The 17,613-nt window shown below is 74.2% G+C and carries 19 protein-coding genes and 1 pseudogene; 14 read left to right on the top strand and 6 right to left on the bottom strand.

The features are described 5' to 3' along the window. Nucleotides 1-34: 34 nt before the first annotated feature. On the top strand, nucleotides 35-658 hold the full coding sequence (locus ABZU53_RS27225) for an ABC transporter ATP-binding protein (RefSeq protein WP_355068297.1): 624 nt from the start codon (nucleotides 35-37) through the stop codon (nucleotides 656-658). Further along, complete coding sequence (locus ABZU53_RS27220) at nucleotides 655-2,085, top strand: DUF6297 family protein (RefSeq protein WP_355068295.1); 1,431 nt, start codon at nucleotides 655-657, stop codon at nucleotides 2,083-2,085. Before ABZU53_RS27225 ends, ABZU53_RS27220 begins: the two co-directional genes overlap by 4 nt. Here ABZU53_RS27220 and ABZU53_RS27215 read toward each other — a convergent pair. Then, nucleotides 2,029-3,582: a PLP-dependent aminotransferase family protein gene (locus tag ABZU53_RS27215; RefSeq protein WP_355068293.1), complete on the bottom strand. Its 1,554-nt coding sequence runs from the start codon at nucleotides 3,580-3,582 to the stop codon at nucleotides 2,029-2,031. The genes ABZU53_RS27220 and ABZU53_RS27215 overlap by 57 nt on opposite strands. 62 nt (nucleotides 3,583-3,644) lie before the next feature. Between ABZU53_RS27215 and ABZU53_RS27210 the strand changes: the two genes are divergently transcribed. Both ABZU53_RS27210 and ABZU53_RS27205 read left to right on the top strand, forming a co-directional pair. Next, complete coding sequence (locus ABZU53_RS27210) at nucleotides 3,645-4,256, top strand: LysE family translocator (protein ID WP_355068291.1); 612 nt, start codon at nucleotides 3,645-3,647, stop codon at nucleotides 4,254-4,256. A gap of 8 nt (nucleotides 4,257-4,264) precedes the next feature. Then, nucleotides 4,265-5,005 (top strand): phenylalanine--tRNA ligase beta subunit-related protein, encoded by a 741-nt coding sequence (locus ABZU53_RS27205; RefSeq protein WP_355068289.1) that lies wholly within the window; start codon nucleotides 4,265-4,267, stop codon nucleotides 5,003-5,005. A gap of 22 nt (nucleotides 5,006-5,027) precedes the next feature. Here ABZU53_RS27205 and ABZU53_RS27200 read toward each other — a convergent pair whose 3' ends face one another. The 3 genes and pseudogenes from ABZU53_RS27200 to ABZU53_RS27190 form a co-directional block, all read right to left on the bottom strand. Beyond that, complete coding sequence (locus ABZU53_RS27200) at nucleotides 5,028-6,059, bottom strand: PHB depolymerase family esterase (RefSeq protein WP_354863027.1); 1,032 nt, start codon at nucleotides 6,057-6,059, stop codon at nucleotides 5,028-5,030. A gap of 151 nt (nucleotides 6,060-6,210) precedes the next feature. Next, nucleotides 6,211-6,339, bottom strand: coding sequence for a hypothetical protein (locus ABZU53_RS27195; RefSeq protein WP_354863036.1), 129 nt, complete (start codon nucleotides 6,337-6,339; stop codon nucleotides 6,211-6,213). Nucleotides 6,340-6,364: 25 nt separating this feature from the next. Further along, nucleotides 6,365-6,571, bottom strand: a pseudogene (locus tag ABZU53_RS27190) (MBL fold metallo-hydrolase); the annotation flags it as partial. Between the two features lie 42 nt (nucleotides 6,572-6,613). Between ABZU53_RS27190 and ABZU53_RS27185 the strand changes: the two are divergent. From ABZU53_RS27185 to ABZU53_RS27170, 4 genes are all read left to right on the top strand, one after another. Further along, nucleotides 6,614-7,420, top strand: coding sequence for an SDR family oxidoreductase (locus ABZU53_RS27185; protein WP_355068287.1), 807 nt, complete (start codon nucleotides 6,614-6,616; stop codon nucleotides 7,418-7,420). Between the two features lie 225 nt (nucleotides 7,421-7,645). Then, nucleotides 7,646-8,752, top strand: a complete 1,107-nt coding sequence (locus tag ABZU53_RS27180; protein ID WP_354863023.1) for a DUF5919 domain-containing protein — start codon at nucleotides 7,646-7,648, stop codon at nucleotides 8,750-8,752. 75 nt (nucleotides 8,753-8,827) lie between these two features. Beyond that, entirely contained in the window at nucleotides 8,828-9,715 is an 888-nt protein-coding gene (locus ABZU53_RS27175; RefSeq protein WP_355068285.1) for a pentapeptide repeat-containing protein, read from the top strand. Between the two features lie 202 nt (nucleotides 9,716-9,917). Then, nucleotides 9,918-10,172, top strand: coding sequence for a preprotein translocase YidC (locus ABZU53_RS27170; RefSeq protein WP_355068283.1), 255 nt, complete (start codon nucleotides 9,918-9,920; stop codon nucleotides 10,170-10,172). On the opposite strand, the gene rnhA is transcribed toward ABZU53_RS27170, so the two are convergent. After that, the gene (gene rnhA / locus ABZU53_RS27165; RefSeq protein ID WP_007459445.1) at nucleotides 10,169-10,642 is read right to left on the bottom strand and encodes a ribonuclease HI; all 474 of its coding nucleotides are present in this window, start codon (nucleotides 10,640-10,642) and stop codon (nucleotides 10,169-10,171) included. The genes ABZU53_RS27170 and rnhA overlap by 4 nt on opposite strands. Before the next feature lie 83 nt (nucleotides 10,643-10,725). Here rnhA and ABZU53_RS27160 point away from each other — a divergent pair, with 83 nt between their 5' ends. Continuing rightward, nucleotides 10,726-11,454 carry a tyrosine-protein phosphatase gene (locus ABZU53_RS27160; RefSeq protein WP_355068281.1) on the top strand — a complete coding sequence of 243 codons (729 nt, stop codon included), beginning with the start codon at nucleotides 10,726-10,728 and terminating at the stop codon, nucleotides 11,452-11,454. 75 nt (nucleotides 11,455-11,529) lie between these two features. Then, the gene (locus tag ABZU53_RS27155) at nucleotides 11,530-12,639 is read left to right on the top strand and encodes a serine hydrolase domain-containing protein (RefSeq protein ID WP_354861282.1); all 1,110 of its coding nucleotides are present in this window, start codon (nucleotides 11,530-11,532) and stop codon (nucleotides 12,637-12,639) included. 10 nt (nucleotides 12,640-12,649) lie between these two features. On the opposite strand, the gene ABZU53_RS27150 is transcribed toward ABZU53_RS27155, so the two are convergent. Beyond that, entirely contained in the window at nucleotides 12,650-13,903 is a 1,254-nt protein-coding gene (locus ABZU53_RS27150) for a lycopene cyclase family protein (protein ID WP_354861280.1), read from the bottom strand. 135 nt (nucleotides 13,904-14,038) lie between these two features. Between ABZU53_RS27150 and ABZU53_RS27145 the strand changes: the two genes are divergently transcribed. The 4 genes from ABZU53_RS27145 to ABZU53_RS27130 all read left to right on the top strand — a co-directional run bounded on the left by ABZU53_RS27145 (nucleotide 14,039) and on the right by ABZU53_RS27130 (nucleotide 17,574). Continuing rightward, the gene (locus ABZU53_RS27145) at nucleotides 14,039-14,875 is read left to right on the top strand and encodes a metalloregulator ArsR/SmtB family transcription factor (protein ID WP_355068280.1); all 837 of its coding nucleotides are present in this window, start codon (nucleotides 14,039-14,041) and stop codon (nucleotides 14,873-14,875) included. Between the two features lie 294 nt (nucleotides 14,876-15,169). Beyond that, the gene (locus tag ABZU53_RS27140) at nucleotides 15,170-15,664 is read left to right on the top strand and encodes a hypothetical protein (protein WP_355068278.1); all 495 of its coding nucleotides are present in this window, start codon (nucleotides 15,170-15,172) and stop codon (nucleotides 15,662-15,664) included. An 86-nt stretch (nucleotides 15,665-15,750) separates the two neighbouring features. Then, nucleotides 15,751-16,362, top strand: a complete 612-nt coding sequence (locus ABZU53_RS27135) for a class F sortase (protein ID WP_355068276.1) — start codon at nucleotides 15,751-15,753, stop codon at nucleotides 16,360-16,362. 105 nt (nucleotides 16,363-16,467) lie between these two features. Beyond that, nucleotides 16,468-17,574: a magnesium and cobalt transport protein CorA gene (locus ABZU53_RS27130; protein WP_355068274.1), complete on the top strand. Its 1,107-nt coding sequence runs from the start codon at nucleotides 16,468-16,470 to the stop codon at nucleotides 17,572-17,574. The last annotated feature ends 39 nt before the right edge of the window (nucleotides 17,575-17,613 follow it).

The raw sequence follows: 17,613 nt of genomic DNA, 5'->3' as shown, positions 1-17,613 counted from the left end.
CGCGTTGGCCGGTGGCACGGGTCTGGGAGAGTGTGTGACCGTGGACGCTCTCTCGGTGCGGGGACTCAGCCGCAACTTCGGCAACCTGGTCGTGCTCGACGACGTGAGCTTCACGCTGGCGGCGGGTCGGATCGCGGTGCTGCTGGGCCCCAACGGCAGCGGCAAGACCACCCTGCTGCGGTGCGTGGTCGGCGCCGACCGTCCGGACGCCGGTGAGGTGCTGGTGCAGGGCCGCCGGGCCGACGAGACCGATCCGCAGGTGCGGGCGCTGGTCGCGGCCGCCCTGGACGACATCGACTTCTTCCCCGACCTGTCGGTGGTCGAGCACCTGGAGCTGGTCGCGTACGCCCACGGGGGCGACGCCGAGCCGGTCGAGGAGGTGCTCGCCGAGCTGGGCCTGGAGCCGGCCCGCGACCAGCTGCCGGTGACCCTGTCCAGTGGGCAGCGCCGTCGGCTGGCGCTGGCGTCGTGCTTCGTACGCCCACGACGGGTGCTGATCCTGGACGAGCCGGAGCAGCGGTTGGACGTACGCGGCCGGCAGTGGCTGGCCGACCGGCTGCGCCGGGAACGGGACGCCGGCACCGCCGTGCTGCTGGCCTCGCACGACCCGGAGCTGATCGACGCGGTGGTCGACGAGCGGATCGAGATCGGTCGGTGAGCGCCCCGCCGGCCACGATCGCCGAGACACCCGCCGGGCTGCCCACCGCCCGGCAGGTGCGTACGCACCTGCGCCGGGCCCGCCGCCGCCACCACGAGCATTCCCTCGGCGACGTGCTGGGCGACGCGTACGTCATCGTGCTCTTCGTGGGCATGTACGGCTGGTTCGCGGTCAGCGCCAGCCGCGACGTGCTGGTCTCCCCCACCGTCGGCCGCGCCGACGAGGGGGTGCGCTGGTGGCTGGCGGTCGCCGCGCTGCTGGCTGGCGCGGGGCTCGCCTGGCGGGGTCTGCGCGCGCTCGGCCCGCTGCTGGTGACCCCGGCCACCCAGAGCTGGGTGACCAGCGCCCCGGTCGACCGGCGGGCCTGGCTGGCGCCGCGCCTCGGCGTCCTGCTGGCGGGCGCGGCGGCCGGCACGGCGCTGCTCGCGGTCGCCGTGGCCGTGCTGGGCGGCGTCACCCAGCTGGGCGCCGTGGGCTGGGCCGCGGCGGCCGGCGCCGGGTGGGGCGCCGCCGCGCTCGCCCTGAGCGTCGTCGCCCAGAGCAGCCGGGCGGGCCGCCGCTGGCCGACGGTGGTCGGGGCGGCGCCGATGGTGACGGCCGCCGTCGTCGCGACAGTGGTGGTGATCGCCGGTCGCCTCGGCGACGAACTGCCCCGGCCGGCGGCGCTGCCGACCGGCGCGCTGATCGCGGTCGGGGTGCCCCTCGCGGTCCTCGGCACGGTTCTCGCCGTGCGCGCGCTGCCCCGGGTGGACCGGGCCACGCTGACGACCGGCGCGCAGTTCGCCAACGCCGCCGCGACGGCCACGATCCTGCTCGACCCGAGCATGCTCACCAGCCTGGTGGAGAGCCGGCGGTGGCGGCGCATCGGCCGGGTCCGCAGCCGCCGCTTCCTGCCCGGCCCGGCGTGGTGGGCGCTGCTGCAGGCCGACGTACGCCGCCTGCGCCGCCACCCCAGCGCTCTGCTGATCTGGGCCGGGCTGATCGGCGTCCAGTACGCCGCCGCGCTCGCCCTGCCGGGGCTCGCCGGGGCCACTCAGGTGGTGTTCGCCTACTTCGCCACCGACCGGCTCACCGGTGGCCTGCGCGCGGTCAGTCGGTCACCCGGGCTGCGCCGGGCGCTCGGTGGCAGCGACGCGGCGCTGCGCGGAATCCACGTGGTGGTGCCGGCGGTCGGCGCGGGCGTGTGGTGGCTGCTGACCCTGCCGAGTCTGCCGACCCTCGACGCCGGACCGACCTGGCTCGCGCCGACGCTGGCGGTCGGGGTGGTGGCCGCCGCCTGGCGGGCCGGCACCCGCCCGCCGATCAACTACGGCGGCGCGACGGTCAACACGCCGTTCGGGATGGTCCCGGTCGACCTGCTGCGCCAGGGCTCACGCGGGCCGGCGCTGCTGGCCGTGCTCGTGCTCGTCCAGCTCTTCCTGGGCTGAGCGAGCCGGCCGACCGGTCGGCCGCAGCGCGGCGGCGATGGCGGCGACGCCCTCGTCGATCTCCGTCGCCGTCCGGGCCGCGTAGCCGAGCACCAGGCCGGGCCGGTGTGGCCGCTGGCAGTGCCAGGACAGGGGCTGCACCTTCACCCCGCGCGCCAGCGTCGCCGCCGCCACCTCCGTGTCCGCCACGGCGGCGTCGTCCAGGGTGATCGTCAGGTGCAGCCCGGCCGCGGCGCCGTGCACCGTGGCGGTCGGCAGGTGCCGGGCCAGGGCGGCGATCATCGCGTCCCGGCGGCGGGTGTGCCGGCGGCGCAGCAGCCGCAGGTGCCGCTCCAGCGCGCCGGAGGTCATCAGCTCCGCCAGGACCAGCTGCGGCAGCACCGCGTTGCCCAGATCGGCGTTGCGTTTGGCGGCCACCACCGCCGCCCGCAGTCGCCTCGGCACGAGCAGCCAGCCGACCCGCAGCGCCGGGGCGAGCAGTTTGGACACGCTTCCGGCGTAGCAGACCTGCTCGGGCAGCAGGCCCCGCAGCGCCGGCACCGGGGGCCGGTCGTAGCGGTGCTCGGCGTCGTAGTCGTCCTCGATGATCAGACCGCCGGCCCGCGCCCAGTCGAGGAGTTGGCGGCGCCGGTCACCGTCGAGCACCACGCCGGTCGGGAACTGGTGCGCGGGCGTGAGCAACACCGCGCGCAGGCCGCTGGCGACCAGTTCGTCGACGCGCAGCCCGGCGTCGTCCACGCTGATCGGCGGGGTGACGACCTGCCAGTTGTTCAGGTGCTGCCGTACGCCGAGCGAGCCCGGCTCCTCGACCGCGATGCGATCGATGCCGGCCGGGCGGAGCGCCTGGGTGAGGAGCCCGACCGCCTGGGACACCCCGGCCACGATGATCACGTCGACCGGGTCGACGGTGATGCCCCGGTTGCGGGCCAGCCAGGCGGCGACGGCCCCGCGCAGCGCGGGCGCGCCGCACGGGTCGCCGTAACCGAGGTCCGCCGCGGCGACACGGCGGAGCACGGCCCGTTCCGACCGCAGCCAGTCCGCGCGGGGAAAGGCGGTCAGGTCGGGTACGCCGGGAGTCAGGTCGATCGTCGCGCGGGCCGCGCGTACCGCGTCGAAGATGTCGCTGCCGGGCGTCGGTGGGAAGAGCGCGGCCGGTTCCGCCGGCGCGGCCGGGGCGGGCGGCGGCGCGGGCGGCGCCCCCGGGGCGCCGACGACCACCGTTCCGGCCCGGCCCCGGCCGGTGAGATGCCCCTCCTCGGTGAGCCGCTGGTACGCCTCGGTGACCACGCCCCGGGAGACGCCGAGGTCGGCGGCGAGCACCCGGGTGGCGGGGAGTCGAGCGCCGATCGGCACCCGCCCCTCGGCGATCGCCTGGCGTAGCCGGCCGGCGAGCCAGTCGGCACGCCCGCCGGGGGGCGCGTCGGCGACGGTGAGGTGCAGAAAATCCGACCCGGCCGTTATGGACCTCGCGGAGTCGTTCGCTTTGGCCCTGCTCACCGGACCATCTTGGCAGCAGAGTGGGCCGTAGACACCCCGCCCGACTCCGCCGGAGGACGACCGTGAGCATCCCCTTTCTGATCACCGCCCTGATCGTGGTGATCACCCCCGGCACCGGGGTGTTCTTCACCGTCTCCGCCGGACTGTCCCGGGGCGCCCGGGCGGGCGTGCTGGCCGCGTTCGCCTGCACGCTGGGCGTGGTGCCGCATCTGCTGGCGGCGTTGACCGGGCTGGCGGCGCTGTTGCAGGCGAGCGCCACGGCGTTCGAGGCCGTCCGGTACCTGGGCGTCGGCTACCTGCTCTATCTGGGCTGGTCGACGATCCGCGACCGCAGCGCCTTCGCGGCGACGAGCAAACGCCCACCCCGCTCGGCGGCCCGGGTGATCGTCTCCGGTGTGCTGGTCAACCTGCTCAACCCGAAGCCGACGCTGTTCTTCGTCGCGTTCCTCCCGCAGTTCGTGGACACCACCGCCCCGGGCTCGGCCCGGGCGATGCTCGCCTGCGGCGTGGTGTTCATGCTGCTCACCTTCGTGGTGTTCAGCGGCTACGGCGTCTTCGCCGCCCGCCTGCGGGACCGGGTGCTGACCCGCCCCCGCGTCACCGACTGGCTGCGCCGGTCCGTCGCCGGCACGTTCGTCGCGCTCGGCGTGACGCTCGCCCTCACCGAACGATAGGGAGCCTGATGCAGTTCGAGCACTCGGCGCAGCTTCGCGCCGCACATCCCGACCTGGTCGCCGGCGTGGTGCACGCGACCGGGATCACCGCCACGGCCGACGTGGCGCAGCGCACGGCCGGCTACCTCGCCCTCGCCCGGAAGCGGTTGGCCGACGGCGCCGAGAGCACCTTCGGGGAGATCCAGGCGTGGCGGCGGGCGTACGCGGCCATGGGATTACGACCCACCAAGTACCGGTGCGCGGCCGAAGCCCTGCTGCGCCGGCTACGTCTGGACGGCGAACTGCCCCGCGTGCACCCGCTGGTCGATCTCTGCAACGCCGTCTCGGCGGCCTACGCCATCCCCATCGCCGTTCTCGACCTGGACCGGGTCGACGGCGACCTGGTGGTCCGGCCGGCGCACGGCGACGAGACGTACCTGAGTTTCGCCGGCGACACCGAGCACCCCGACCCGGGCGAGGTCACCTTCGTCGACTCCGTCGGGCGGGCGCACGCCCGGCGGTGGACGAACCGGCAGAGCGCGTGGTCCGCCGTACGGGCGGGCACCTCGTCGGTGCTGATCGCCGCCGAGGCGTTGCACCAGGGTGCCGAGCCGGCCGTGACCCGGCTGGTCGACACCCTGGTGGCGGAGTTGACCGACGGGTGGTCCGTCCCGGCGACAGCCGCGGTGCTCACCGCCGCCGCGCCCCGCTTCCGCACCCCGGCGGCCGGTGACGGCAACCGTCAGGCGGCGGTGCCGGGCATTCGGTGACAGCGGCGGTGAGCCACCACCCTCAGCCGTCCAGCCGGCGGACCATGTTCATGATGGACTCCACCTGCGCGCCGCCCTTGATCGGGAAGTTGGTCGCGCCCAGGTAGCCCCACCAGTCCCAGCAGCCGTTCGGGTTGCTCAGGGCCGTGCCCGCCTGCGGGTAGAGCACGACCAGGTTGTTGGTGTCCGCGTACTGGTTGAGGTTTGCCCGGTCGACGAACGCCGTGCCCACCGACCCGTACCCCTGGGCGCAGCCGTGCAGGGCGACCAGCAGCCGACACGACTGCCCGGCGGCGCAGGCCGACGGGACGTAGGCGAAGCCGTTGGCGTCCATGCTCAGCCCGTTGGCCCAGCCGTTGACCGCGAAGGTGTTCTGGTCGAAGCGCACGAGCGTGCCACCGAGAGCCGCGGTATTGGGCGCGTTCACCCCGCCGAGCAGCTTGCGCAGCAGGGCGTTCTGCGGGTCGGTGCCGCAGTCGTTGAGGAACGGCGACGCGGTGGCCGTACACCCCGACGTGCCGTACGGCGTGACCCACGAGTGACCGGCCGCCGAGCCGCTGTCGTACTGCACGCTGGCCCCGAAGTGCTGGTAGTAGCGGACCAGGTCGTCGGTGACGGACTTCTTGACGGAGGTGTCGTTGGCGCCGTGGAACACGTACACCGGGTCGCCGGAGAGGTTGCCGACCGGGTCGACCCAGCCGTACGTCGCCCAGGTCCGGGTGTACGTCTGCAGGGCGGACACGTTCGTCGGGTACAGGTTGTCACCGCAGCCGTAGAGCGCCTGGGCAACGGTGTTCTGCGAGCAGTAGTACGGGCCCGCCGCGAAGACGGCAGCGCCCCGGATCCGGGACGAGTAGGCGACGTGCAGCTGGGTCGCCATGTAGCCACCGGAGGACACACCGGCGACGTACACCCCGGAGATGTTGTAGGTGCCCAACGACCCGGAGACGGGCGGCCTGGTGGCGGGGGTGGCGGCCTGGGCGGGGGCCGCGATGGTCAGGATCAGCAGCAGGACGGCGGTCAGGGCGGTGGCGGTTCGGCGCGGTGTGGTCATGAACGTTCTCCTTGGCAGCGCCGGCGGGGGCGTCGGCGTGCGCCGAAGCTACCGTGACGCAGGCCACACCCGACATGAGCCCGACCGACACGCTCGTCGATGTCGTTGTGTGCTCCGACCACCCACAGACGCGGTCCGAGGGCGCGGTCGCTCAGGCGGTGTCGCCGGGGGCGAGGTGGCGGTAGCCGGGGATGGTCTCGGCGAACCAGCCGGCGACGCTGGCCAGGCCGCGCTCGTTGAGCTGCGCGTCGTGGATCGGGTACGCGGCGGCGGCGTCCACCGCTCGGCAGCGGGGCGAGGTCGGGCAGCCGGGCGCCCTCCGGGGCATACACCGGGACGCCCAGCCCGGCCAGGCGCAGCACGTCCACGTGGTCGGTGTGTTCGTGGGTGACCAGGACGGCGTCCGCGCCGACCAGCGCCCGTGGTTCGCTCCAGGTCCCCGGGTCGACGACAAGCACCCCACCGTCGTGCTCGACGCGGACGCAGGAGTGCGTGAATCGGGTGATCCGCATCCGGCGACGGTACGCCGGGCGTGACCGGGGTACTGCCCGTCCATGCCCCATCGATACGACACGTACCCCCGCATCGCCGTCGTGACCGGCGCGGACTCCGGTATCGGCAAGGCCAGCGCGGTCGCCCTGGCCGAGGCCGGCTTCGACATCGGCATCACCTGGTACGGCGACCCCGACGGCGCCGAGCGGACGGCGACCGAGGTCCGCTCCACCGGACGGCGGTGCGAAATCGCCGAGGCGGACTTCACCCGGCTGCCGGACGCGACCGCGGTGATCGACGAGCTGGCCGACCGACTCGGCGGCATCGGGGTGCTGGTCAACAACGCCGGCATCGGCGGCTCGACCCCGTTCGTCGACACCGGCTGGGAGCAGTGGCGCGAGGTGCTCGCCGTGGACCTCGACGCGCCCTTTCTGTGCGCGCAACGGGCCGCGCGGCGGATGCGGGCCGCCGGCGCGGGCGGACGGATCATCAACATCACCAGCGTGCACGAGCACGCGCCCCGGGTGGGCTCGGCCGCGTACTGCGCCGCGAAGGGCGGCCTGGGGCTGCTGACCCGGGTGATGGCCCAGGAGTTGGCCGCCGACGGGATCACCGTCAACGCCGTCGCTCCGGGCGAGATCGCCACGCCGATGACCGGTCAGGAGGACGTCGACCCGTTCACCCAGGAGCGGCCCGGCGTGCCGGTGGGACGGCCCGGCGACGCCCGGGAGGTGGCGGCCGTGGTCGCGCTGCTCGCCTCCCCCGCCGCCAGCTACGTCACCGGGGCGTCCTGGCCCGTCGACGGCGGCATGCTGCTGATGGGCCCGCAGGCCGCCGCGTTGACCACCGACGACTGGCGACGGGTCTGAGGGTCGTCGGCTCAGTCAGGGCGGCGACCAGGGCCTTCTCGCGTTCGTCGTCGTCCATCCACCCCTACCCTCCGCAGTCGCCCTGCCCCGTTACCGTCACGTAAGAAGCGGTCGAGACGGTCCGGTCGGCGAACCCGTCGGTCGCGAACGGGACAGCGAGCGGCAAAGCCGGCACGTATCCTCCGCATCTCGATGATCGGCGAGGCCAGGACGGAAGGGGACCGGATGCCCGACTGGGCTGGTCGGGGCGACCGTGGCGGCCGACAACGACGTGCCTTCGGCGTCGGTGGGGCGCTGCTCGGGATCGCCCTCGTGCTGCTGCTGGCCGCCTGGCGCAGCAGCGGCTTCCTCAGCGACCTGCTGCTCAACATCGGCTCCAGCGTGGTCCTCGCGGCCATCTCGTACGTCATCTTCGACCCGCTGTTCGAGGAGGCCCGCAGGGCGCGGGTGCAGGAGCACCTGAGCTTCGACCAGCACGCCTTCGTGACCCGGCTGCACCGCTCCGGACGCCGGGTGCGGATCCTCGACACCTGGACGATCCTGCTGGAGGACACGCAACGCGAGGAGGCGCTGCGGGGGGTGCGGGCGGCGCTCGCCAACGGCGCGCAGGTGCAGTTGCTCCTGCTGGACCCGGACTGCACGGCCGCGCAGCAGCGCTCGGAGGAGTTGGAGCGGCAGCGGGTGGACGTACCGCGCCAGATCCGCACCAACCTGCGGCACCTGGCGCTGTTCCAGGACTCGCTCGACGCCCGACTGCGGCACCGGTTGCAGGTTCGGCTCTACGACGCGTCCCCGTCGATCCAGCTCTACCAGTGGGACAGCCGGGCGCTAATCTCGTTCTTCCCGATCGGGAAGCTGTCGTTCAACGTGCCCCAGCTCGAGGTCGACATGGACAGCCCCTGGGGCGGGTTCGTGCACGCCCGTTTCGAGGAGCTGTGGGAGCACGAGCAGGCGACGGTCAACCTGGAGCGGTACTGGTCGGTCGCCGTCACGCTGCGCCACGACGACTCCGACGTGGTCGAGGTGCAGGTGCCCTACGTGAGTGTGGAGGGGCAGCACTACGTCGACTGCGGTGTGTTCAAGGTGACCGGGCCGCTGACCGTGCGGGCCGTGCTGCCACCGCGCGCGCCGGGCGGCGCCCCGAAGGTGTTCGCCCTGGCCGAGCCGGTCGACGGGGACCGCACGCCGGCCGCCACCGTACGCAGGCACTTCGACCAGAAGTACGGCGGCGGCGACGGGCAGCGAGAGATCCGCCGGCTGGTGCCGCCGCCGGACGGTTCGCGTACCCCCGCTCCTCGCTCCGCGACGGCCGGCGACGCGCACGGACGGTGACCCCCGACCCACCGGGTCGGGATGAGGCGCGGGACAATGGGGGTCGTCGTCGATCGCCAGGAGGACCGTTTCCCCGTGTCGACCCATCCCGCGCCGCCGTCGCAGTCGTCGCGTCTGCGCGCCGACTGCGCGCGCTGTTTCGGGTTGTGCTGTGTGGTTCCCGCCTTCGCCGCGTCGGCCGACTTTGCCATCGACAAGCCGGCCGGACGGGCCTGCCCGAACCTGCGCCCGGACCACCGCTGCGGCATCCACACGGAGCTGCGGGAGCGGGGGTTCGCCGGGTGCACGGTCTTCGACTGCTTCGGGGCCGGGCAGCAGGTCGCCCAGGTCACCTTCGGTGGCCGGGACTGGCGGGACGCCCCGGAGACACTGCCCGCGATGGCCGAGGCGTTCACGGTGCTGCGTCCGCTGCACGAACTGCTCTGGTATCTCGGCGAGGCGGTGTCGCTGCGCCCACCGGCCGCGCTGCGCGCCGAGCTGGAGCATGCCCGCGCCGAGATCGCCGCGCTCGCCGAGAGCGATCCGGCGCGGCTGCGCGCCGTGGATGTCGACGCGCACCGGGCCCGCGTCAACCCGCTCCTGTCGCAGGTCAGTGACGCGGCCCGCTTTCCCGGCGGGATCGACCGGCGGGGCGCGCAGCTCCTCGGGGCGGACCTGCGCCGGGTGGACCTGCGCCGGGCCAACCTGCGCGGCGCGCTGCTGGTCGGCGCCGACCTGCGCGGCGTCGACCTGGGTCTGGCCGACGTCACGGGCGCCGACCTGCGCGGGGCCGACCTGCGCGGCGCGGACCTACGAGCCACCCTGTTCCTGCACCAGGCTCAGGTGGACGCCGCCCGGGGGGACGTCCGCACCGGGCTGCCGGCGACGCTGACCCGGCCGGCACACTGGAGGGCGCTGGCGCTCACACCGGTACGCCGCCCCGCGCGGGCCGCCGCCCCGACCCGCCGGGGCCGCCGCCGCTGACGGCGGTGCGACGAGCCGCGCGGTACGCGGGCACGGCGGCTCCGGCCGGCCCCACACCCGTCGGCGGTCCCTGCGCCTGCCGAGCGCCGCGCCGGAGCCGGCCCCGCTCACCCAGACGGCTGCTGCCGCCGCGCGAGGTTTCGTGGGTGACGACGCCGGGTAGCCACGGCCGACGCGGACCGGCATCGACGGGGGGCACGGCGTGGGCTACCGAAAGCGCGACGGTGAGCTGCCGGGCGACCCGCAGCACAGCGAGGACGAGGCCGGCCAGGTGCCGTTGGTGCAGGTCGAGGCGGACACCGAGGTCCCGCCGCCGGCCGACACCGACGTGCCACCGGACATCGTCACCGAGGACAACAGCTCGGGCATGACCGGCGGCTCCTCCGGCAGCAGCGGCGGCGGGTCGAGCATGCCGGGGCACCCCGACGCGACCCGCCGAACCGAGCGGACGACCTAGCGGCTCGCCAGCGCCGCCCGCGCCTCGGTCATGCCCTTGTTGGCCAGACCGTCGGCGCGCTCGTTCTCCGGGTGACCGTTGTGCCCCTTCACCCACAGCCAGGTGACCTCGTGCCGCTCGCAGGCCGCCTCCAGCCGCTGCCACAGGTCGGCGTTCTTGACCGGCTGCTTCGCGGCCGTCCGCCAGCCGTTTCGCTTCCACGACGCCAGCCAGCTCGTGATGCCGTTACGCACATAGGTGCTGTCGGTGTGCAGCTCGACCGTGACGGGCCGGTTCAGGCTCTCCAGGGCCTGGATGGCCGCCATCAGCTCCATCCGGTTGTTGGTCGTCGGGGTCGCCTCGCCACCGCACAGCTCCCGCTCGTGGTCGCCGTAGCGCAGCAGGGCGCCCCAGCCGCCCGGTCCGGGGTTGCCGCTGCACGCCCCGTCGGTCCAGATCTGCACGCCCCTGCCGGCCGCCGCGTCCACCATGGCAGGCAACCTACCGGGCGGTGACCTCGCGCTGGCCCGTCGGGGGCCGCCACGCCGGGGCCGGAGGCACTAGGGTCTGCCGGATGGACCGGCACGTCGCGTTCGACCGTCTGCACAACTTCCGCGACCTCGGTGGTCACCGCACCGACGACGGGCGTACGGTCCGCTGGCGCCTGCTCTACCGCTCGGACTCGCTGGGCAAGCTGGCGGGCGCCGACCTGGACCGGTTCCACGCCCTCGGCGTCGGTACGGTGATCGACCTGCGGTATCCGTGGGAGATCGCCGCACGGCGTCGAGCACCACAGATCGACGGGCTGGCCTGGCACAACCTCAGCATCGAGCACCGCCCCTACGATCAGGCGACGATCGAGGAGACGGTCGACCCGTGGCGCTACCTCGCCGACCGGTACGCCGAGGTCGCCGAAGACGGGGTCGCCGAGCTGCGCCAGGCGTTGGAGGTGATCGCCGCCACCGAAGCGCCGCTCGTCTTCCACTGCGCGTCCGGCAAGGACCGCACCGGCCTGCTGGCCGCGCTGCTGCTGGCCCTGCTGGGCGTCGACGAGGAGCAGATCGTCGCCGACTTCACGCGCACCGAGCTGGCCACCGAGCGCCTCATCGCCGACTGGCGGGCCCTGAACCCCGAGCGTGAGCTGCGCTGGCCCGGGTACGGTCGCGCCCCCGAAGCCGTCATCCGGCACTTCCTGGCCGACCTGACCACCGCGTACGGGTCGGTGGTCGGCTACGCCACCGACCGTCTCGGCGTGGACGAGTCGTTGACCACTCGGCTGCGGGGGCGGCTGCTCACCGACTGAGGGCACCGCGCAGGTCGCGCCGGTGGCCGATAATCATGCGCGCGATCGCTGCCTGCTCTGTCAGAGTCGACGACCGTGGACGGGAACTGGGACGGCCTGCGGGCCGACGTACGGCAGACGATCGACGAGCTGATCGCCAGCGGCCGGGAATCCGGGGTGCAGGTCGCCGCGTACCTCGACGGCGAGCCGATCCTGACTGTGCAGGCCGGGATCGCCGACCGGGCCACCGGCCGGGCGCTGGGGGCGGACACCCCGGTCTGGAGCGCGTCCACCGGTAAGGCCGTCACCTCGACCGTGGTACACGTGCTGGCCGAGCGCGGCGAGCTGGACTACGACCTGCGGATCGCCGACGTGTGGCCGGAGTTCGCCCGGCACGGCAAGGAGCGGATCACCCTCCGGCACGCGCTCACCCACACCGCCGGCGTGCCCGTCCTGCCCGCCGACGTGACGCCGGAGGACTTCACCGACTGGGACCGGATGTGCGCCGTCGTGGCCGACGCGGAGCCGATCGCCCCACCCGGCGAGGTGAAGGCGTACCACGCGTGGACCTTCGGCTGGCTGGTCGGTGAGGTGGTCCGCCGGGTGACCGGCCGGCGCGTCTCGGCGGTGCTCGCTGAGGACGTGGCCGGGCCACTCGGTGTGGCCGACGAGCTGTACCTCGGTGTTCCGGCGGCCGAGCTGGGCCGGCTGGCCCGTGTCGAGGACCGCAACATGGCGGCGCTGTTCGACTACGCGAGTGCCAACCTGCCGAACTTCGACCGGGTCGCCCCGGCGGGCGTCCGACCGGGTGCGCAGGTCGGCAGCCGCGCCGACGTCCTGGCCGCCGATGTGCCGGCCACCGGCACCGTGACCGCGCGGGCGGCGGCACGGATGCTCGCGGCGCTGATCGGCGAGGTGGACGGTGTCCGGCTGATCTCGCCGGCCCGGCTGCGGGAGGCGACGACGCTGGACGGGCCGCCCGGACCGGAGTGGGTGTTCGGGCAGGAGGCGACCTGGGGCCTCGGGTACGCGGTGGACGACGACGGTTCGTTCGGCGCGGCCGGCAGCGGCGGCAGCCTCGCGTACGCGTACCCGGAGCTGGGGTTGACTATCGCGGCGACGAAGACGCTGCTCGGGGCCGGTGACGGTGACCCGATGGAGGACCTGCGCGTGCTGATCCGCGACCGGGTGACCGCCCGGCGCTGACCGGCCCGGGTCAGGTTTCCGAGTCGGCGACGGGCCGGAGCGGCCGGCCCACCACGGCCGCCGGGATGGCCGGCGCGGGCCGGGCGGGCCGCAGCCGGTCGCGCACGCGGTGCGCCGCGTCGCCGGCCGTGGCGGCGATCATCGGCAGCAGTCGAGTGGAGTTCATGATCGCGATCTCCTCGGCGGGGGTGGTGACGCCGTCGAGGAAGCGCAGGACCCGCTCGGGCGGGTTGCGGTCGAAGAGCCGATCGAAGAACTCGGGACCGCCGACGCCGCCCCGGTCCAGCGCGCGCAGCGCCACCGCGTCCATCCAGCGGTGCCGGGCCGGGTACGCGGCCTTCGGCACTGGCGGCTGGTTGGCGGCGAGCGCGCGGGCCACCTGGTCGGCCTGGCGGTACATGGCGGAGAAGGTGAAGCCGGTGGAGGGGCGGGTCGCGCCCCCGGCCGTGCCGAGGCGGACGACGCGCGGCGAGGGCCGGGCCGAGAACGGCGCGTCGGTCATCGGGATCACCCCGTTCTCCACCTCGCGGACCCGCAGCCCCGCCGGGTCGAGCCCGAGCAGGTCGCGGTAGCCGGCCAGCGCCCTGTCGTACCCGGCGTCGGTGAGCAGGCCGGGTGAGAACTCGGTGTACTCGACCAGGGCGTACCGGTCGCTGACCGGCAGCACGTAGCCGAAGGAGACGCCCCGGGCGGGCTGCGGGGTGCGGAAGTCCATGAGCACCGCCCGCCGCGGGTCGAACGCCGGGCGGTCGGACTCCAGCCACCAGCCGCGGAAGTGTTGCAACCAGGTCGTCCGCCCCGCTCGCGCGGGTGGGCGGGGGCGGGAGTCGAGCACCCAGCCGGCCCGTACGACACGCCCGTCGCCGGTGCGGACGACCACCCGGGTGCCGTCGTCGGTCACCGTCTCGGCCGGGGCGACGATCCGGACGGCGTCCAGCCGACGCTCGGCCTCGGCAGCCCGGTCGTAGACCGGGCCGGAGCGCAGCATGGCGTACCGCAGCGGGGTCAGGTCGAGGACGCGGCGCCGCGCGGGCGTCGCCACCTCGACCTGCCGCCAGCTCGCGCTCAGCAGCGGGTCGAGGTCGGCGCTCGGGTCGCCCCAGAACGCCCAGGTGCGGTCCTGGCCGCGCCGTCGCACCGGGTCGACGACGGCGATCCGCAGGTCGCGGACACCGTGCCGGTCCAGCGCGGCGAGCAGCAGCGAGGCGGCGCCCCCGCCGCCGAGCAGCGCGAGATCGACGTCGAGCGGGGCGGAATCGGTCACCGCACCACGCTGCCACACCGCCCCGGCGGCCGCACACGCCGCTCCGGCCACTCGACCCCGCGCGAGGTTGACACGCAACCATTCGGTTGCCTAAGCTATCGGCAACCGAATGGTTGCTTTTCAGGGGGGCGGCGGATGGACGAGGCGTTCCGGGCACTGGCCGATCCCAGCCGACGGCGGCTGCTCGACCGGCTCAACGCACGCAACGGCCAGACCCTGCGAGAACTCTGCGACGGGTTGCCGACGACCCGGCAGGCGGTCAGCAAGCACCTGTCGGTGCTGGAGGCAGCCGGCCTGGTGACGACCGTCCGGCGCGGCCGGGAGAAGGTGCACTTCCTCAACGCCGCCCCGATCAACGCCATCGCCGACCGGTGGCTGAGCCGCTACGACCGGCAGCGGGCGGCCGCGCTCGCCGACCTGAGCACCGCATTGGAGGAACAGCCCATGGCAAGCCCCACGTTCGTCTACACGACATACGTCACCACCACCCCGCAGCGACTGTGGGCCGCGCTGACGGAGCCCGCGTTCACCCGCCGCTACTGGGGTGGGGTCGCGCTGGTGTCCGACTGGCAGGTCGGATCACCGGTGCTGTGGCAGGACGCGCCGGAGGGCGAGCCTCGCGATCTCGGCCAGCGGGTGCTGGTCGCCGAGCCATACCGTCGCCTCTCCTACAGCTGGCACGGCTTCCAACCCGAGCACGCCGAGCACTTCGGCTGGTCCACCGAGGAGCTGGCCGCTCGGCTCGGCGAGCGCCGGTCGACGGTGACCTTCGAGATCGAGCCGCACGGGCCCTCGGCCGTCCGGTTGACCGTCATCCACCACGATTTCTCCCCGGACAGCGAGATGCACCGGGCGATCAGCGGTCAACTCGACGGCAGCGGCGGCTGGCCGGAGCTGCTGGCCAGCCTCAAGACCCTCCTGGAGACCGGCGAGCCGATGCCCGAACCGGCACCGGCCGAGCGGGCCGGCTGAGCGGGCCGGCGGGCATTCCCGCCGTGGTTGGGCCATACCTCGCCATCGGCCCAGCCGCGACAGCCCGACCCGAGCGGACATCGATCGGAGCACCGGCACCCCTCGGGCCGTCCGGGTCCAAGCGCTGCTCTCCCCCGCCTTCGGGTGGACACGTGACGGCAACGAAGGTTTCTCATTTTCACCTGATCGGGGTCCCAACCGACCTAGTGTTGGGCACACCGGTGCTAGTCACGGAGTTGGCCACCCGAACGACGTCCCACGCAGTCAGCGGACGAAAAGTGAGGGAAGACGCGTATGAAGGTCTCAACAGCACTCTGCTCTGCGGCGCTCGGCGTGGGCCTCGGCACGCTCCTGCTGCCGGGCGCCGCACTGGCCGACACCGTCGTGTCACCGGCCACCACGCCGGTCGGAGGAACCGTCGTGCTCACCGCGACGACCTGCAACCCGAAGTCGGGTGACGTCATCTTCCGGGTCACCGGACCCAACCGCGACGAGAACGTCCGATCCACCACGGCCGCCGCCGGCGGCGGCCTCAGCGCCGAACTGTTCACCGCCGGGTTCACCCTCGGCGCGTACACGGTGGCCGCGACCTGCGGCGACGGCAGCTCGGCGGGCAGCGCCACGTTCACCGTCACCCCGATCGGTGGCGCCCCGGCCGGCTCGGGCGGCGACAACCGCGACGGTCGCGACGCGGGCGCCCTCGCCGCCGGAGGCACCCTGCTCGGCACCGCCGCCGCGGGCGCGGTGCTCCTGTTCCGCCGGCGTCGTCCGGTGTCCACCGTCACCTGACCGGCGACGCGCTCCATCCCTGAGGACGGGTGCCCGTGCCGGTGACACCGGCACGGGCACCCGACGATCCCTACGGAGGTCAGCACGTGTGGAGGCGACGGACCCTGCCGGCGGTGGTCGCCCTGCTCGGCGTGTCCGGGCTGGGGCTGATCACCGTCGGCCTCACCGCCGAGCCGGCGCGTCCCCCACGCCCGCCGGTCGACGCGCCGACACACACCCGGCCCGCGCCGGACCTGGCCCCGCTGCCCCGCGCCGCGCCCGTCCGGGTCCAGATTCCGGCCATCGGTGTACGCGCGGAGATCGTCGCCGTCGGCGTGGACGCCGCCGGGGTGCTGGAAGTCCCCCCGCTGGACAAGCCGACCCTCGCCGGCTGGTACAAACACGGCGTCAGCCCCGGAGAGACCGGCAACGCCGTCCTGGTGGGACACGTCGACTCCCCGGCCGGCCCGGCGGTCTTCTTCGACCTGGGTCGACTGCGCGCCGGCCAGGAGATCCAGGTCACCCGCGCCGACGCGCGGGTCACCACGTTCACAGTGGACGGCGTCCACGCGTACCCCAAGGACCGCTTCCCCAGCGGCCTGGTCTACGGCCCGGCGGACACCGCCGGACTGCGCCTGATCACCTGCGGCGGCCGGTTCGACGACACGACCGGCAACTACGTGGACAACATCGTCGTCTTCGCCACCCGCACCGCCTGAGCCGACGGCCCCCGCTGTCGGGAGCCGGACGCCGCTGGGCAGAATCCGGTGGCACCATGCCCTGCGAGCACCGTGGCCGCGTCGGTGCGCGGGAGGGGGCGCGTCGTGGATCAGCGAGCGGTACGGGACCGGGCCGGTCGAGGCGTGCGTGCCCTGGCCCGTCGACTGCTCGGCCGCCCCGACGGCGACTCTCCCACGCCCCGCCGATCCAATCCGGACGCCGTGGTCGACTGTGCCGTCTACGTCAACGGCCGACGGGAGCCGGGCCGGCCGCACTACGCCGACGCGTACGCCCGTGCCCGCCGGGGCCGCGGCGCCTTCGTCTGGCTGGGGTTGCACGAGCCGGGGCCGGCCGTGCTCGCCGCCGTGGGGCGCACCTTCGGCCTCGACGAGCTGACCGTCGAGCAGGCGCTCGCCGACGGGCACCGGCCCACCGTGCAGCGGCACGGGCCGGTCACCCTGCTGGTGCTGCGCACCGCCGGGTACGTGGAGCACGCCGAGCTGACCGACACCTCCGAGGTGATCGACACCGGCGACGTGATGGTGCTGCTCGGCGACCGGTTCGCCGTCACCGTGCGGCACGGCGCCGCCGGTGCGCTGCGCGACGTCCGCGCCGACATCGAGCGCCGCCCCGCGCTGCTGGCCGCCGGACCCTGGGCGGTGGCGTACGCGGTCTGCGCCCGGATGGTCGACACGTACCTGGAGGTGGCCGGGCACGTGGAGCGGGACCTGGAGCGGGTCGAGGAGGCGGTGTTCGCCCGCGACCGTTCGGCCGACATCCAGCACATCTACCAGCTCAAGCGGGAGGTGGTGGAGTTCAAGCGGGCGGTGCTGCCCCTGCAGACGCCCATGCGGATGCTGCTCGACCCGGGCGCCGACGGGCCGCCGCGTGCCCTGCACCGCTGGTTCGTGGACGTGGACGGCCGGTTGGCCCGGGCGGTGGACCGGGTGGCGGCGTACGACGACCTGCTCACCTCGATCGTGCAGTCCCGGTTGGCGCAGCTCGCCGTCGAGCAGAACAACGACATGCGCAAGATCGCCGCGTGGGCGGCCATCGCGGCCACCCAGACCGGCATCGCCGGCGTCTACGGCATGAACTTCGACCACATGCCCGAGCTGGCGTGGCGCTACGGCTACGCCGGGGCCCTGGCCCTGATGGCGGCGGCGGCCCTCGCCCTGTACCGCCTGTTCCGCCGCTCCGGCTGGCTCTGAGCCGCGGCGCGATGGTGGGCATCGCGGCCGCGAGCGGTC

Source organism: Micromonospora sp. NPDC005194 (assembly GCF_040608335.1).
GTDB lineage: Bacteria > Actinomycetota > Actinomycetes > Mycobacteriales > Micromonosporaceae > Micromonospora.
This window is presented reverse-complemented; position numbering and strand designations above follow the sequence as displayed.